Origin of the sequence: Paraburkholderia sp. PGU19 (genome assembly GCF_013426915.1) — a bacterium.
Classification (GTDB): Bacteria; Pseudomonadota; Gammaproteobacteria; order Burkholderiales; family Burkholderiaceae; genus Paraburkholderia.
In genome coordinates, this window is record NZ_AP023181.1 from 1,106,510 (window position 1) to 1,121,409 (window position 14,900).

10 protein-coding genes are annotated in these 14,900 nt (G+C 62.3%); 6 read left to right on the forward strand and 4 right to left on the reverse strand.

What is annotated here, in order from left to right; all coding sequences use genetic code 11:
• Positions 1 to 37 precede the first annotated feature (37 nt).
• The 3 genes from H1204_RS34835 to H1204_RS34845 form a co-directional block, all read right to left on the reverse strand.
• Positions 38 to 5,992, reverse strand: a complete 5,955-nt coding sequence (locus H1204_RS34835; RefSeq protein ID WP_180735031.1) for an ATP-binding sensor histidine kinase — start codon at positions 5,990 to 5,992, stop codon at positions 38 to 40.
• A 156-nt stretch (positions 5,993 to 6,148) separates the two neighbouring features.
• The gene (locus H1204_RS34840) at positions 6,149 to 6,988 is read right to left on the reverse strand and encodes an enoyl-CoA hydratase/isomerase family protein (protein ID WP_180735032.1); all 840 of its coding nucleotides are present in this window, start codon (positions 6,986 to 6,988) and stop codon (positions 6,149 to 6,151) included.
• A 71-nt stretch (positions 6,989 to 7,059) separates the two neighbouring features.
• A complete protein-coding gene (locus H1204_RS34845) occupies positions 7,060 to 7,749 on the reverse strand; it encodes a type 1 glutamine amidotransferase domain-containing protein (RefSeq protein ID WP_180735033.1) in 690 nt (229 codons plus the stop codon).
• A 297-nt stretch (positions 7,750 to 8,046) separates the two neighbouring features.
• Here H1204_RS34845 and H1204_RS34850 point away from each other — a divergent pair, with 297 nt between their 5' ends.
• Complete coding sequence (locus tag H1204_RS34850) at positions 8,047 to 8,382, forward strand: winged helix-turn-helix domain-containing protein (protein WP_180735034.1); 336 nt, start codon at positions 8,047 to 8,049, stop codon at positions 8,380 to 8,382.
• Positions 8,383 to 8,494: 112 nt separating this feature from the next.
• Here the strand turns inward: H1204_RS34850 and H1204_RS34855 are convergent, their stop codons facing one another.
• Positions 8,495 to 9,472, reverse strand: coding sequence for an SDR family NAD(P)-dependent oxidoreductase (locus H1204_RS34855; RefSeq protein ID WP_180735035.1), 978 nt, complete (start codon positions 9,470 to 9,472; stop codon positions 8,495 to 8,497).
• Positions 9,473 to 9,604: 132 nt separating this feature from the next.
• On the opposite strand from H1204_RS34855, the gene H1204_RS34860 reads away from it, so the two are divergent.
• The 5 genes from H1204_RS34860 to H1204_RS34880 all read left to right on the forward strand — a co-directional run bounded on the left by H1204_RS34860 (position 9,605) and on the right by H1204_RS34880 (position 14,660).
• Positions 9,605 to 10,183, forward strand: coding sequence for a TetR/AcrR family transcriptional regulator (locus tag H1204_RS34860; RefSeq protein ID WP_180735036.1), 579 nt, complete (start codon positions 9,605 to 9,607; stop codon positions 10,181 to 10,183).
• 137 nt (positions 10,184 to 10,320) lie between these two features.
• On the forward strand, positions 10,321 to 11,055 hold the full coding sequence (locus H1204_RS34865) for a GNAT family N-acetyltransferase (RefSeq protein ID WP_180735037.1): 735 nt from the start codon (positions 10,321 to 10,323) through the stop codon (positions 11,053 to 11,055).
• Positions 11,056 to 11,241: 186 nt separating this feature from the next.
• Positions 11,242 to 11,847 (forward strand): IS607 family transposase, encoded by a 606-nt coding sequence (locus tag H1204_RS34870; RefSeq protein ID WP_180735038.1) that lies wholly within the window; start codon positions 11,242 to 11,244, stop codon positions 11,845 to 11,847.
• Positions 11,844 to 13,052 carry an RNA-guided endonuclease TnpB family protein gene (locus tag H1204_RS34875; protein ID WP_180735134.1) on the forward strand — a complete coding sequence of 403 codons (1,209 nt, stop codon included), beginning with the start codon at positions 11,844 to 11,846 and terminating at the stop codon, positions 13,050 to 13,052. Before H1204_RS34870 ends, H1204_RS34875 begins: the two co-directional genes overlap by 4 nt.
• A gap of 39 nt (positions 13,053 to 13,091) precedes the next feature.
• Positions 13,092 to 14,660: a methyl-accepting chemotaxis protein gene (locus H1204_RS34880; RefSeq protein WP_180735039.1), complete on the forward strand. Its 1,569-nt coding sequence runs from the start codon at positions 13,092 to 13,094 to the stop codon at positions 14,658 to 14,660.
• Positions 14,661 to 14,900: the final 240 nt, after the last annotated feature.

Genomic DNA, 14,900 nt, shown 5'->3' on the forward strand with positions numbered 1-14,900 from the left:
CGTATGTGACGGGCAGGCACGATAAACGCATGCGACTTCAGCTAGCGGCATCGCCGCATGGAAGCGTGAAATGGAAACGCGCGCCGCCGTGCATCGAGAGGTTATCGGCGGCGATGCGCCCGCCGTGCGCTTCGATGATCGTGCGGCAGATCGGCAGGCCCATTCCCATGCCGTTTTCCTTGGTCGTGTAGAAGCTCTGGAACAGCCGGTTGAGGTCTTCCGGCGCGATGCCAGGTCCGCTGTCTTCTGTCGCGCAATAGACCGTCGCGTCCTCGCGCGTCTCCGTGCGGATCGTGATCTTGCGCTCGGAACTGCCCGCCTGCTCCATCGCCTGCATCGCATTGACGAGAAGATTGACGATTACCTGCTGCAACTGAATGCGATCGGCGAACACCATCGGCAGAACGGCGGCACGCTGGCGCAACACGATGACGCCGCGCGACTGCACTTCATGCTGCAGAAATATGAGGGCTTCGTCGATCAGTTCGTCGAGTTGCGCGACCGCGCGCTTCGGGCCGCGCCGAAGCGCCATGCCCCGGATGCGATCGACGATGTCCACCGCGCGCCGCGCATCGGCGCCGATCCGCACGTTGATCTGCCGCGCCTCCGCGACATCGGGCACGGCACGATCGAGCCAGCGGTTGCCGATCGCGCTGTTCATCGCGATCGCGGAAAGCGGCTGGTTCAGTTCGTGCGCGACGGAGGCCGTCAGCTCGCCGAGCATCGAAATGCGCGCGGCGTGCGCGAAGTCGGCCTGGAGCCGTTGCAGCATGTCCTGCGCGCGCACGCGCTCAGTCAGATCGACGAGACTGATGAGCGCGATGCCCAGATCTTCGGCCGAACTCGGACGCGCGATCGTAAAGAGAACGTCGATAATCCGCCCATCCAGCGTGGGCAGCTTGGTCGTTTCCTGAAAAATCGCCTTGCCGCCATAACGGCTTTCGAGCGCACGCCGAAACGTCCCGGGGCTTTCCCGCCAGACCCACGGCAGCGGACCGAGCAACGCGCTCCTGTCCTTCGCGCCGAACATCTGTGCCGCGTGGTGATTGACCTCTTCGACGATCAGCATTTCCATCGCGCGGTCCAGCCAGCCGGGATGGCCGTCGATATACGCGGACAGATCGTCGACGCCTTGCGCGCGCAACTCCGTGAGCAGCGCCATCAAGGGCTGCGCCTCGATCTGCCAGAGTCCCACGGGCATATCGAAGAACAGGCTGCGATAGCGGTGCTCGCTGCGTTCGAGCGCCGCATGCGCCTGCTTGCGCACTGTGATGTCCTTGAGTGCGCCGAGCACGCGCAAGCTGCTCTCGGCGTCGACCACGACGCGCGCCACCACCTGCAGATGCCGGATCGACCCGTCGGGCATCAGCAGCCGGTGTTCGACGTCGAACGGCTGGCGGTCGTGCGTCGCGCGGTCGAACGCGAGGCGCACGAAGGTGATGTCGTCGGGATGCACGCGGCCAAACATCATGTCGACGGTCGGCGCGGCGCCAGCGTCGAAGCCGAAGATCCGGAAGCTCTCTTTCGACCAGATCAGCTCGCCGCTCGACACATGCCAGTCGAAGCTGCCCGTATGGCTCAATTGCTGCGCGTCGGCCAGCAGCGCTTCCGCATCCTGCAGATCGGCGTAGAGGCGCGCCGTTTCGAGCGACAGCGCGGCCTGCGACGCCAGCAGCCGCAGCACCGCCGTGCGGGCGGGCGTGAAGGCGTCGGAGGTCAGGTTGTTTTCGAGGTAGAGCACGCCGATCAGCCGCGTCTGCTTGACGAGCGGCAGGCACAGAATCGAGCGGCACTCGTGACGGCGCACGTACTCGTCCGACGAAAACGGACTGCGCGCCGACGCATCGTCGAGCAGGACGCTGTCCCCCGTGCGGATCACGTAGCGCAGTACCGATTCGGGAAGCGCCGTGCCCGTCGCGCGAATTTTCGGCAGGCGCACGTCCACGCCGTCATGCACCGTCGATGCTTCCGCTTCGATTCGCAACTCGTTACCGCGCTTGAAGATCAGCAGGCCGCGATTCGCGCCCGCGTGCTCGAGCGCGAGCACCATCAGCGTGTGAATCAGTTCGTTCAGGTCGATGCCGCTGAAGATCGCGCGCGACACGTTGACCACGGTCGCGAGATCGAGTTGTTCGTTCGACGTCGCGATCGTGCCGTCGAGACTCGCCGGGTCATGCCGCAACTGAGCGTACGTTCGTGCCAGTTGATGAACCTTGCCTTTGGCGCCCCAGCGTTCGTAGCAGGAACGCGCATTGAACAGATAGGTGTCGGCGATGGTTTCGAGGCCGCGCGCCGCATGAAACTGCGCGGCCAGTTCATGGGCGAGCGCCTGATACTGGATGAAGCCGTGCTCCCGTGCCGCGCGTATCGCTTCCTCGTAGAAATGCATCGCATCGGAATCACGGCCTTCGATACGCGCAATCTCCGCGGCGAGCAGCGCATGACGGTGACGAAAATTCTCGGGACAGTGCGTGCTCCACGATTCGAACTTCGCCAGCTTTTCCGCGAGCCGGCCACGCCACGCCTGTTGCTCTTCCACGCTGGCAGTGGGATAACGCGCCGCCAGCGTCAGTGCGTCGAAGAAGTGAAACGTCGGCTCGATGGGCAGCGCCATCGCCGCATTCAGCATCGGCGCAGCTTCACGCGCGGCCTTCGACGCATCGTCGTACCGGCCGTCGTGAAACGCGAGGATCAGCTTCATGATGTGATAGAAGACGATCCCGCAGCCGAAATTCGCCTTCTCGATCGCGCTGAAACAGGCTGCGTCGTCGAACATCGCGTCGCTCAGCTTGAGCGGATCAGTCGTGACGCCGCGCAGGCTCGCGACAAATTGCTGTTCGAGCCGGATCGTTTCGAGCACGGCGTCGTTGTGACTTTGCCGCGCAAACGCGGCGTGCTTCTCCGATAGCGGCTGAACCTCGTCGAGCACGGCGCATTTCTCGATGGTTTGCCATACCGTCGTGAACGCAAGGTATCCGGCGAACACCAGGTCGCCCACTTCGAGGCACGCGACGCTCGCGCGCTCCAGGATCGGCAGATCGGTCACGATATGCCTCCGCCAGAAGTTGATGTGATTGCCATGCAGGTGCAACAGCTTTCCGTAGAAGCGCCGGTTGTCGAACTTCTCGTTCAGGCGCAGCGACATGTCGGAAAACTGCACGGCAGAGGAAATGTCGCCGATGCTCGACACCAGCATCAGCGCGTAATTGCCGTAGGCAAAACTCGAGTTGTCGGTGTTGCCGTACTGCAGCGACAGGATGACGGCCTTCAGCGTGATGAGCGGATAGTACGCAGGCCGCGCGATAAAGGCGCATGGCATCGCTTCGACCAGCAGATCGACCACCGCGCGTATGGCGGGGTCTTGCGCGACGGGCGCATCGACGAGTTCGCTGATCGCCCGTCCCGCGAGATACGACGGAATCTGCTGCAACACGGCAGCGACGGCGGGCTCGACATCGTGTTCGACGTCGGGAAGCAGCACGCCGAAATCGCGCAGCGCAAGCCGCGCGACATCGAAGCTCTCGTCGAATCGCCCGGCCACCTGGTAGGCCGACATGCGCAAGCCGAAAACCTTCGCACGGTCCAGATTCGAGCGCGCGCGCTCCAGCAGCATGTCGAACAGCGCATCGGCATCGGTGAAATCGCCGGCGAGGTATTCGCATTCGGAGTAGGCCAGGTACAGATCGAACGTGCTTTCGTAGCGTTGCGTCCAGGCATCTTGCGACAGCAACGCGACGCCTTGCGCCAGATAACGGCACGCCGATGCATATGCGGTCGATCGCATCGCCCGCCTGCCCGCCATCAGGTTCAGCGCGACAGTGCGCTCGCGCTCTTCGCCCGTCTCGATCAACGCGGCGCCGCGATTGAGCTGATTGACGATATCGAAGATCGATTCTTCGAGCGCTTCGGGCGCCGTCCGCGACGCGAGCGCCCGGCCGATCCGCACATGCGTCGCCGCGCGCTTCTCTATCGGAATGAGCGCGTAGGCCGCCTCCTGCACGCGGTCGTGCGTGAACACGTAAGAACCGTCAAGACGAAAGATGAGGCCCGCTCGCACGGCCAGCCATAGCTTGGCATGTATCGACGCCTCCGGTTCGCCGTGCACGAGCGTCAGCGTCGCGAAGTCAGCGGCGTTGCCGAGGCTCGCAAGCTGCCCTAATGCTTCGCGCGTCGCATCGGGCAGACGCGTCAGCTTTGCCGCCATCAGGTCCGCGACGTTTTCGGTGAAGCCCTTCGCGCGGATACGCGGCAAGTCCCAGGTCCACCGCGAAGCGTCGTGGTCGAAAGCAAGCAGCGATTCGTCTGCGAGCGTGGTCAGGAACTGGATCGCGAAGAACGGATTGCCGCCCGTCTTCTCGTGCACCAGTTGCGCGAGCGGGGCGGCCGTCGCGTTCGGGCAGTGCAACGCATCGGCGACGAGTTGCGCGACACTGTCGGGCGCAAGCGGCGCAAGCTCGATCCGGTGCACGTTGCCGCCAGCGCGAGCGATCGCACCCAGCGTGCGCGCGAGCGGGTGCGCCGCGTCGACTTCGTTGTCGCGATAGGCGCCGACCAGCAGCACGTGCTTCACATCAGGGTGCGTAACGAGATGTTCGAGCAGATCGAGGGTCGCGGTATCGAGCCATTGCAGATCGTCGATAAAGAGCGCGAGCGGATGCTCGTGCCGCGCGAACACACCGAGAAAGCGGCGAAACACCATCTGAAAGCGGTTCTGCGTCTCTTGCGGCGGCAACGCCGGAACGGGCGACTGCTCGCCGATGATGAGCGCAAGTTCAGGGATCAGATTGACGATCACCTGGCCGTTCGGCGCGAGCGCATCCAGCAGCGCGCGCCGCCACGGTTCGATCTCCGCGTCGCTCTTGCTCAGCAGATCGCGCACGAGCGACTGGAAGGCCTGCGCGAGCGGCACATAGGGAATATCGCGCTTGTACTGATCGAACTTGCCGGATGCGAACAGACCGCGCGGCGGCACCAGCACCTTGTGCAACTCGTTGACGACCGACGACTTGCCGATGCCTGAATAGCCGGAGATCAGCACGAGCCCGCTCGGGCCGCCCGCGACGATCCCGTTGAACGCCGCCACGATCTCGTCGATCTGCGCCTCGCGCCCATACAGCTTTTCGGGAATCAGCAGCCGGTCGGACGCATCGCGCGTGCCGAGCGCGAATGGCACGATGCCCGTGTCCGTCTCGCAAGCAGCGAGGCACGCGCGAAGATCCGCCTCAACGCCAGCCGCCGTCTGATAGCGGTTTTCCGCCGTCTTCGCGAGCAGCTTGAGCACGATCTGCGCGACAGGCGCCGGAAGGTCAATCACGCGTTCTTCCGGCGGCACGGGCCTGCGTGCGATGTGGCAATGAATCCACTCCATCGCATCGGCAGCCGCGAAAGGCAGCGCACCCGTGAGCATCTCGTAGAGCGTGACGCCGAGCGAGTACAGATCGCTGCGTGCATCGATCGATCGGTTCATGCGGCCCGTCTGCTCCGGCGCCATGTAAGCAAACGTGCCCGCAATGATTTCAGGCGACGCCGGCGGCTGATGCTCGACCAGCAATTGCGACGCTATACCGAAGCCGGTGAGCCGAACGCTGTCGTCGCCGTCGACAAGCACGTTTGCAGGCTTGATGTCCTTATGAATGAGGCCGCGTCCATGCACCTGGCCGATCGCATGCGCGAGATTGGCGGCGATGCGCAGGCATCGGGCAAGTTCGAGCGGCTGGCCGAGCAGGCGCACGAGCGGGTCGCCGCCGTCGTCGTCGAGAAGCAGCATCGGCGGCACTCTGCCGAGATCGAGCGCAATCGGCTGCGCGGCCCAGCGCGTATCGAGCAGCGAGGCCAGTTCGTATTCGTGTTCGAGGCGCGTGACGCTTTGCGATGCCGGGCGCGTGGCGATCAGTGCGAGCAGCGAGACAGGGGTGTCGGGCCGTGAGGCGCGACATAACGATAGATCGCCGTCGTCGTGAAGCAGCTCCAGCTGAAACCCAGTGAAGTCCATGACGAAGCTCCCGGTTTCGCCTCACGTAACGAATCGGGAATAGCCTAACATGCAAGAATGCGATCGCGCCCCCAAGGGCCGCGTTGCAGGAAACGACGGTTGCGGCCACAACGGGCGCGTGCAACCGTCGTCGGAGAAACGCGTCGTCTTGCAGGGCTAGCGCCCCAGCGTGCCCGTGTAATAGCCGAGCCGCGCTTCCACATCGTGGTTCTTCTGCAGCCCGAGCTGCATCAGCTGCGCGATCCGTTCCTGCGCCTGCGGACGGCCAACCGACGCGATGAAAGCGTCCCATTCGGGCGCGACGTCCTTGTCGGGCGGCAAGGTCACGGCATTCACCTGACGCTTGATCGCAACGAGCGCCTCTCTATCGAACGACGCGATTCTCGATGCGAGCCCATCCACGAATGCGTCGAGCTCGCTGTCCGCGAATGCGCGGTTCACATAGCCGTAGCGCTCCGCCAGTTCGCCGTCGATATCGTTGCCGCTCAACAGCACTTCCAGCGCGCGCCCGCGCCCGATCAGACGCGACAGGCGATTCATCGGCCCGCCACCCGGCACCAGCGCGGCGCCGACTTCCCACTGCGAAAGCAGCGCTTTCTCGCGGCTCGCAAAGCGCATGTCGCTGGCCAGCGCCAGTTCGCTGCCGACGCCCGTCGCGCGGCCCCTGATCGACGCGATCGATACGACGGGCGCCCGTCCCAACCGCGAGAGCATGTCCGGTAGCGGCGGCATGCCTGTCGGCCCCGGCGGCATGCTCGTGGTCTCCTGCAATGGCGGAATGAAGTCGTAATGCGTGAGGAAGAAATCCGGCACCGCGCTTTCGAACACTACAACCTTGACTTCGGGATCGGTTTCGAGCGCGGTCACGACGGCATTCAACTGCGGCATCGAGTCGGGTCCGAAGATGTTGAAAGGCGGGTTGTCGATGATTACGCGCCAGTAGGCCGGGCTGCGTCGTTCAATCCGAAACTGCTGATGCGAACTGGCGTTGGTCATGTCACTCTCCATCCTTCAGGCGGAAGCGGCCCTTCTTTCTGGGCCGCCAGGTGCAATGAGCGAAACGCTCGTTATTTCGAATGCAGCTGATCGAGCACTTTGAGCAGATCGCGCGCGCCGGCCGTGGAGGAAGCAGGGTTCTGCCCCGTGACGAGGCGGCCATCGACGATCGAGAAGCTCTGCCAGTCGTCGACCTTCTCGAACAGTCCGCCCAGCCGCTTCAGTTCGTCTTCGACGAGAAACGGCACGACCTTTGTGAGTTGCACGGCTTCTTCTTCCGAATTCGTGAACCCGGTCACACGCTTGCCCTTGACGAGCGGCTCGCCATTCACCTTCACATGCCGTAGCACGCCGGGCGCATGACACACGAGCGCGACGGGCTTGCCAGCGTTGTAAAAGTTCTCGATCAGCGCAATGGATTGCGGGTCTTCCGCCAGATCCCACATCGGGCCGTGTCCGCCCGGATAGAACACCGCGTCGTAGTCGTCCGCTTTGACCGTGCTGAGTTTCACCGTGTTGGCGAGCACCTTTTGCGCGGCTGGATCGTTCTTGAAGCGCTCCGTCAGCTCTGTTTTACCTTCTGGCGTATCGCTCTTCGGATCGAGCGGCGGCTGTCCACCCTTAGGTGAGCTGACGGTTATCGTCACGCCAGCATCGAGAAACGTGAAATAGGGAGCCGCGAATTCCTCTAACCAGAAACCTGTCTTCTTCCCGGTGTTACCGAGTTGATCATGGGACGTCAACACCATCAGGATCTTCATTGTCGCACTCGCATGATGAAAGAATGATGTAGCTGCCGATTGAACGGGGCGATCCACGTAAAGTGGCAAGTGCAATATAGTCCTTGCCGGTAGCGCCGACAAACGAAGGTCCTTGCGCTAATACCAAAGTATAGGTGTCGATACGTACGTGCTATCGACTCGCTGGACCACTTGCGGTTTCATCATTCCAGGTGCCGCATCCACCCCGCCGACACACCGTTCGCCTTTGGGACCCTCGCGCGTTCCAAACCGATGCGATTCATTCGAGAAGCAGTTGTCTACTCGTGAGAAACGAACATGAAGGCCAGTAGCATCGACGTCAATCTGTCGACCCGAGAAATCCAGGTACGTGGGACAGCGATCCCGTTGGGCAGCCGAGCATTCGATATTCTTACCGTGCTGATGGCAGCGCACGGCCAGGTCGTATCGCTCGAAGATATTCTTCGTAAGGTGTGGCCCGACACGGTCGTCGAGGAATCGAACATACGCGTGCACGTTTGCGCGTTACGCAAGGCACTGGGCGAAGACCGGCGCCTGATTCAGAACATACCGGGACGCGGCTACCGGTTGACGCCTAAATGCGATATGCCGGCTGCGAGAGCCGGCATGTCGATGGCAAGCGAAGAGCGGTAACCGGGCATTTCGGCCAGTTGACCGCGACAGGCGCGGCGCTGTCCGAACTGGTTGCATCTGCAAGCGAACTGCGTTGCGACGCAGTTCGCGCAGCGGCCAGAGCGCTAAAGCGTCAGAACGATTCGCCGGCCATTTCTTCCGTCTTGCGCCACAGCGCCTCGGCATTCGCAGCGTCGAGCGCGTATTGGCGTACGCCTTCGCTGACGGGCGTAATGACGACGTCGTCGGCAACGACTTCGCTCACGCGGCAGTTCTCGCAGTATCGGCCGCCGACCTCATCCGCCGATGCAACCACAGCCGCCCACACCGAAGTCGCGGCGCCCTGCGGAACGGTCTTGAACTGGAACGGCGGCTTTCCTTCGGACGCAAGCTGACTGTTGATTGTTTCCAGCAGCCCGGCCATTTGCCCTTCGTCCATATGACGGGCGAGTTCCGTCTGAATGCCGCCCGGATGGACGGCTGCCGCGCGCACGCCGCGTGCCTGATGCCGCTGGTCGAAGGCGACCGCGAACAGGATGTTCGCCGTCTTCGCGCGTCCGTAGGCAACGAAGGGATCGTAGGGCGTGCGTTCGAAGTTCGGATCGTCGAGATCGACATTCGCGAAACGATGCCCCGACGATGCCAGTAAGACCACGCGGCTACCCGATCGCAGAAGCGGCGCAAGACGATTCACCAGCACGAAGTGGCCGATATGGTTCGTGCCGAACTGCGTTTCGAATCCATCCGCTGTTTTGCCGAAGGGCGTCGCCATCACGCCCGCATTCGCGATGATCACGTCGAACGGTTTGCCTTCTTGCAGCAGCGTGTCGGCGCACGCGCGCACGCTTTCGAGACTCGCGAGATCGAGCGACACCAGGTCGATGCTGCCTTCACCCGCGGCCGCTTCGCGGCGCGCTGCGGCGATGGCGCGCGTCGCCTTGTCGAGGTCGCGCGCAGCGCCAACGACGCTCGCGCCACGCGCGGCCAGCGAACGCGCCGTCTCCACGCCGAGACCCGCCGACACGCCCGTGACGAGAATCCGCTTGCCACGCAGATCGATGCCCGCAAGCACGTCGTCTGTCGTCGATGTCGCACCCAATTTTTCAGCCATTTCCGCCTCTCTGTTCGCAGTAAGGTTGACGTTTCGCGTCACGAGGGATAAAACGGAGTCTCTCTCCGTTTTTACAGGATAAGCGGAGACAGTCTCCGTTTGCAAGCACTAAAAGGTAAGACAAAGGGTTAAATGAATCACTCGACGCCAAAGGAAAGGAAGCCGCGCGCCGATGCGCTGCGTAATCGCGAGCGCATTCTCGACGAAGCGAAGAAGGCGTTCACGCGCGAAGGCGCCGATATCAGTCTCGAAGACCTCGCCCGTCAGGCGGGCGTCGGGCCTGGCACGCTGTACCGCCACTTTCCGACCCGCGACGCGCTGCTGGAGAGCGTCTACCGCGCCGAAGTCGAAAAGCTCGCGAAGGAAGAGCGCAGGCTGAGCGAGACGATGCCACCCATCGACGCGCTGAAAGCGTGGATGCTGCTGTTCGTCGACTACATCGCGACGAAGAAGATCATCGCGCCCGCGCTGAATTCGCTGGTAGGCGGCCCGTCGAAGGTATTCGAATCGTCGGGCGCGCAGATCGTGGACGCGATTCATTCGCTCGTCACGCGCGCAATCGAAAGCGGCGATATTCGCGCCGATCTCGATCCGCTCGACCTGTTTCGCGCGCTCGTCGGGGTGTCGAATGTCGCGTCGGCGCCGGACTGGCAGCAAAGCGCGCGCAGGCTGGTGGAGATTCTGCTGATCGGGTCTCGACCCGGCGCGTGAGTCCCGCCTGGCGCAAATGACGCCAAAAATGTCATTTACGACAATGGCTCGGACGCGGTTTTCTGATTACATTGGTCCCGTCCGATACTTGCCCGAACTCGGACGACATCCGATCAATCTTCGCAGCTGGAGCAAACATGAGCAGCACGTCGCATCGTTCGACAACAGCCAATCTCGACCGCCCGATCTGGACGGCGCTCACGACGAGCCAGGCGCATCTCGGACTCGGCGATGCGCTCGCGCGCCGCTATCACCCCGACGTGGCGCCGTTCGCGGCGTTGGTGTCGGACACGCCCGCCGCTTATGAATCGCTGCATCAGCTTCTGCAACCCAACGAACAGGTTGCGTTGCTGTCGCTGGCGCCTCTCGCTGGCATCGAAACGCTTCAGGTCGAGCATGTCGGTACGCTCCATCAGATGGTTGCTGCGCGCGACGAAGCAGGGACCGTGGACGATCTGGACGTGATCCGTCTGGGCCACGTCGACGCGAAAGAGATGCTCGACCTCGCGCAAAAAACCAAGCCGGGCCCGTTCGGCACGCGCACTCACGAAATGGGCCACTATATCGGCGTTCGCGATCACGGCCGGCTGGTTGCGATGGCGGGCGAACGGATGTGCCTCGACGGATATGTCGAAATCAGCGCCGTCTGCGTCGATGACGACTGGCGCGGCAAAGGTCTCGCAGGGCGGCTAATCAATATCTTGCGCAAAGAAATCGCGCAGCGCGGCGAGACCCCTTTTCTGCACGTGTTCAGTCACAACACGACGGCGATCCGCCTGTATGAAAAACTCGGCTTCGAGTTGCGCCGCGAGTTCGTTCTCAACCGGATCGGCCATGCCGATGCAAGCGTGAATCCCGCTCGTCACGCCTGATTCGCCGCACTCCGCACACTCACAAACCGCGCCTTCCGCTCTCCGCAACCGTCAAGTTCTCATTCATGTGACCGTTAACAAGGCCGCAGCAACGTCCTGCGGCCTTTGCTCTCGCGCTCGGCTGCGGGGGTGTGGGGCAGCGTCATGTTTTCTTTCAGAATCTACTAGAATCTAGAATCTGTTGTTATGGAAAGGAGACTTGTAAAGATTGGTGAAGCGGCGGCGATGTTGGGCGTCGCAATCTCCACCCTGCGGAAGTGGGAGGAGACTGGCGAACTGGTGCCCGCTCGCAAGACGGCGGGCGGCACACGCTATTACGCTGTCTCCGATCTGTTGGGTCTCGGCAATGAGGATGCACCGACGGTCTGCTACGCGCGAGTCTCGTCGCACGACCAGAAAGCGGATCTCGATCGCCAGCATGCGATGCTGGAGAGCTATTGCGCCGCGAAGGGGTGGCGCTGCGAGGTCATCAAGGATCTCGGTAGCGGCATGAACTATCACAAGAAGGGCCTCAACCGCCTGCTCGAAATGATTCTGCGCAAGCAGATGAAGCGCCTCGTCATCACGCACAAGGATCGGCTCCTGCGCTTCGGCTCCGAATTGGTGTTCGCGATGTGCGCGGCGCAGAACATCGAAATCGTCATCATCCACAAGGGCGATCAGCCCTCGTTCGAGGAAGAACTCGCCAGGGACGTGCTGGAAATCATCACCGTCTTTTCGGCGCGCCTGTACGGCTCGCGCAGCAAGAAGAACAAGCAACTGCTCGACGCGCTCGTGCAAGCCGCCAGATGATCCGCGTCCACAGAATCCGCCTCGACCCGACCGCCACGCAAGGCGTGTATTTCGCACGCGCCTGTGGCGTGTCCCGGTTCGCCTATAACTGGGCGTTGGCGGAATGGAAGCGGCAGTATGAGGCCGGCGGCAAGCCGGATGAGGCGGCGCTCCGCAAACAACTGAACGCGATCAAGGCGGCCGAATTCCCCTGGATGGCTGAGGTGACGAAATGCGCACCTCAGACCGCGATCAAGAACGTCGGACTCGCGTTCGAGCACTTTTTCAGGCGCGTGAAGCTCGGCCAGAAGCCCGGCTACCCGCGCTTCAAGCGTAAGGGCATCCGCGACTCGTTCCGTGCCGACAACGGGCCGGCGGATGCGACGAGCCACGCAGTCGAGGTGACCGGCAAGGCGGTCAAGCTGCCGCGCTGTGGCGTCGTTCGCATGCGCGAGGCGTTGCGCTTCGCGGGCCGTGTCAAGTCGGCGACGGTGAGCCGCATGGCCGATGGTTGGTATGTCGCGCTGGCCGTCGAGACGGAAGACCGCCTGACTGCGAAGCAGGACCGTGGCGCCGTCGGCGTCGATCTCGGCGTTACGACGCTCGCGACCTTCAGTGATGGCACGACCGAGCCTGCGTTGAAGCCGCACCGCGCCGGGCACAAGCGCATCGTGCGCCTGTCGCAATCGCTCGCGCGCAAAAAGAAGGGAAGTGCCAACCGGGCCAAAGCGAAAGCCAAGCTTGCCCGGCTGCACTTGCGTATCGCAAACGTCCGCAAGGATGCTTTGCACAAGCTGACGACGACGCTCGCGACGAACTACCCAACGATCGGCATTGAGGATTTGAACGTGTCGGGAATGCTGCGCAATGGCTCTCTGGCGCGCTCGATCGCCGATGCCGGGTTCTCCGAATTCCGTCGTCAACTGGAATACAAGGCCGTCATGACCGGCGCACAAGTGATCGTGATCGACCGGTTTTATCCGAGCAGCAAGACGTGTTCCGGATGCGGGACGATTCACGAAATCATGCTGCGCGACCGCGTGCTGTCGTGCGGCTGCGGTTTAAAGATGAACCGCGACCTGAACGCGGCCATCAACATTCGGCGCCAAGCTCTGGCGTTGCAGTCTGCGGAGAGGAAGGCTCTGGCTGGCGCCTCGGCATCAGTGAAACCGGTCTCGGTGAAGCAGAAAAAGCGAGATGTGCACAGAAATGTGCAGACAGCTTAGAGCGGGACAACATCGTGGCTCACTGTGAAAACGAAAACTATGAAACTGAAGAATCTGCCCGTGCGGACGGGCTTTATCGCGGTTCTCTCGCTGTTTGGCATACTGGTTCTGGTCACTGCGTTGCTTGGGATCTATTCGCTCACGAAGTACAATGGCTTGTCGGAGCGGATCAGCACCCTCAACGCCGAAACGGTCGATCTCAAAGACGTCTACATCAATAACCTGAAGGCCCGTAGTGCGTTGAGCCGGGCTTTTATCGCGCTGTCCACGAACCTCGCTGACAAGGACGCCGCCGTCGCCGCGGCTCGCACTTATTACGATCTCGCGAAGAAGTCGTTTGCCGCATTCGAAAACATCACGAAGGAAACGACGGCGCAACAGGACGCGGCAAAACGGGTCGCGGAAACGTTCACTGCCCACGCCAACGCAATCGATCTGCTGTTCACGGCAATCGGTTCCGGCGATGTCGCCGCGTATGCTGCAACGAACGAAGGGCCAATGACGCAGACGAGCGCGGCATTCGGCAAGTCGGCGGATGCGTTCTTCAAAGTAGCCGAGGATGAAACGACGCAACTGAAGGATGGGAAAGCACACGCCAAATCGGTGCTGATAGGCGTCGCAATCGGCTTGCTCGTGTTGTCGTGCGCGTTGATTCTGCTCGTGTATTACACGCTCGAGCACACCGTCGTGCTGCCGCTCAAGGAAGCCATGAACGTCCTGCAGCACGTCGCGCGCGGCGACCTCACCGTGCAGATTCGTCACGAATCCACGAACGAAATCGGCCAGCTGTTCGACTCGATGAAGGAAATGAAGCGCGCCCTCGTCGGGATCGTGCATGCCGTGTACGGCGGCACGGACACCATCGCAACGGGCGTGCATCAGATGGCAAGCGGCAACACCGATCTGTCGCAGCGCACCGAAGAACAGGCGGCGGCGTTGCAGGAAACGGCGTCGTCGATGGAACAGTTGACGAGCACGGTGCGCCAGAACGCCGACAACGCGAAGCAGGCCACGCAACTCGTGATGAGCACGGCGATGATCACCGAGCAAGGCAACCGCGCCGCGAAGGAAGTGGTGGCGACGATGCAAGGGCTGTCCGATCTGTCGGGCCGGATCGCCGACATCACGAACGTGATCGAAGGCATCGCGTTTCAGACCAACATTCTTTCGCTGAACGCGGCAGTGGAAGCCGCCCGCGCCGGCGACGAAGGCCGTGGTTTTGCGGTGGTGGCGAGCGAAGTCCGCTCGCTCGCGCAGCGCAGCGCGAGCGCCGCGAAGGAGATCAAGGAGCGCATCACCGATTCGCTCGGCCGCGTCGAAGCGGGTGCGCAACAGGTCGACAAGGCCAGCCAGGTGATGGCCGACATCCTGACCTCAGTGAACCGCGTCAGCGATCTGATGGGCGAGATCGCGGCGGCATCGGAAGAACAATCGGAAGGCATCGAGCAGGTGAACCGCGCGATCACGCAAATGGATCAGGTCACGCAACAGAACGCCGCACTCGTCGAGCAGGCTTCGGCGGCTGCGCTCGCGCTCGAAGAACAGACGGTTGCATTGAAGAGCACGGTGTCGGTGTTCCGCGTCGAGCGCGCGTTGGCTGCCGCGTGAAGTGATCCGAGACGTTTTTCGCGGGCCGTGGCTGACAATCGTTTGACACCACGGTTCAACCGCAAGCGACACGAAAGCACGCGCCGTCAAATCGGCGCGTCGCACGTTAAACGAACGCTGCGTTGTCTTGACATCCAACGCGCATAAGACGAATAATGAAGCGTTCGTTTAACGAAACCATGTTCGATTAGCGAACTTCAGCAACACAAGACGATTCGCACACAAAGCGCGGACGCGCCA

What these genes read in the sequence shown, in the direction of transcription:
- H1204_RS34835 (WP_180735031.1), bottom strand. Translation starts at nt 5,992, where the DNA reads ATGGACTTCACTGGGTTTCAGCTGGAGCTGCTTCACGACGACGGCGAT.
- H1204_RS34840 (WP_180735032.1), bottom strand. Translation starts at nt 6,988, where the DNA reads ATGACCAACGCCAGTTCGCATCAGCAGTTTCGGATTGAACGACGCAGC.
- H1204_RS34845 (WP_180735033.1), bottom strand. Translation starts at nt 7,749, where the DNA reads ATGAAGATCCTGATGGTGTTGACGTCCCATGATCAACTCGGTAACACC.
- H1204_RS34850 (WP_180735034.1), top strand. Translation starts at nt 8,047, where the DNA reads ATGAAGGCCAGTAGCATCGACGTCAATCTGTCGACCCGAGAAATCCAG.
- H1204_RS34855 (WP_180735035.1), bottom strand. Translation starts at nt 9,472, where the DNA reads ATGGCTGAAAAATTGGGTGCGACATCGACGACAGACGACGTGCTTGCG.
- H1204_RS34860 (WP_180735036.1), top strand. Translation starts at nt 9,605, where the DNA reads ATGAATCACTCGACGCCAAAGGAAAGGAAGCCGCGCGCCGATGCGCTG.
- H1204_RS34865 (WP_180735037.1), top strand. Translation starts at nt 10,321, where the DNA reads ATGAGCAGCACGTCGCATCGTTCGACAACAGCCAATCTCGACCGCCCG.
- H1204_RS34870 (WP_180735038.1), top strand. Translation starts at nt 11,242, where the DNA reads ATGGAAAGGAGACTTGTAAAGATTGGTGAAGCGGCGGCGATGTTGGGC.
- H1204_RS34875 (WP_180735134.1), top strand. Translation starts at nt 11,844, where the DNA reads ATGATCCGCGTCCACAGAATCCGCCTCGACCCGACCGCCACGCAAGGC.
- H1204_RS34880 (WP_180735039.1), top strand. Translation starts at nt 13,092, where the DNA reads ATGAAACTGAAGAATCTGCCCGTGCGGACGGGCTTTATCGCGGTTCTC.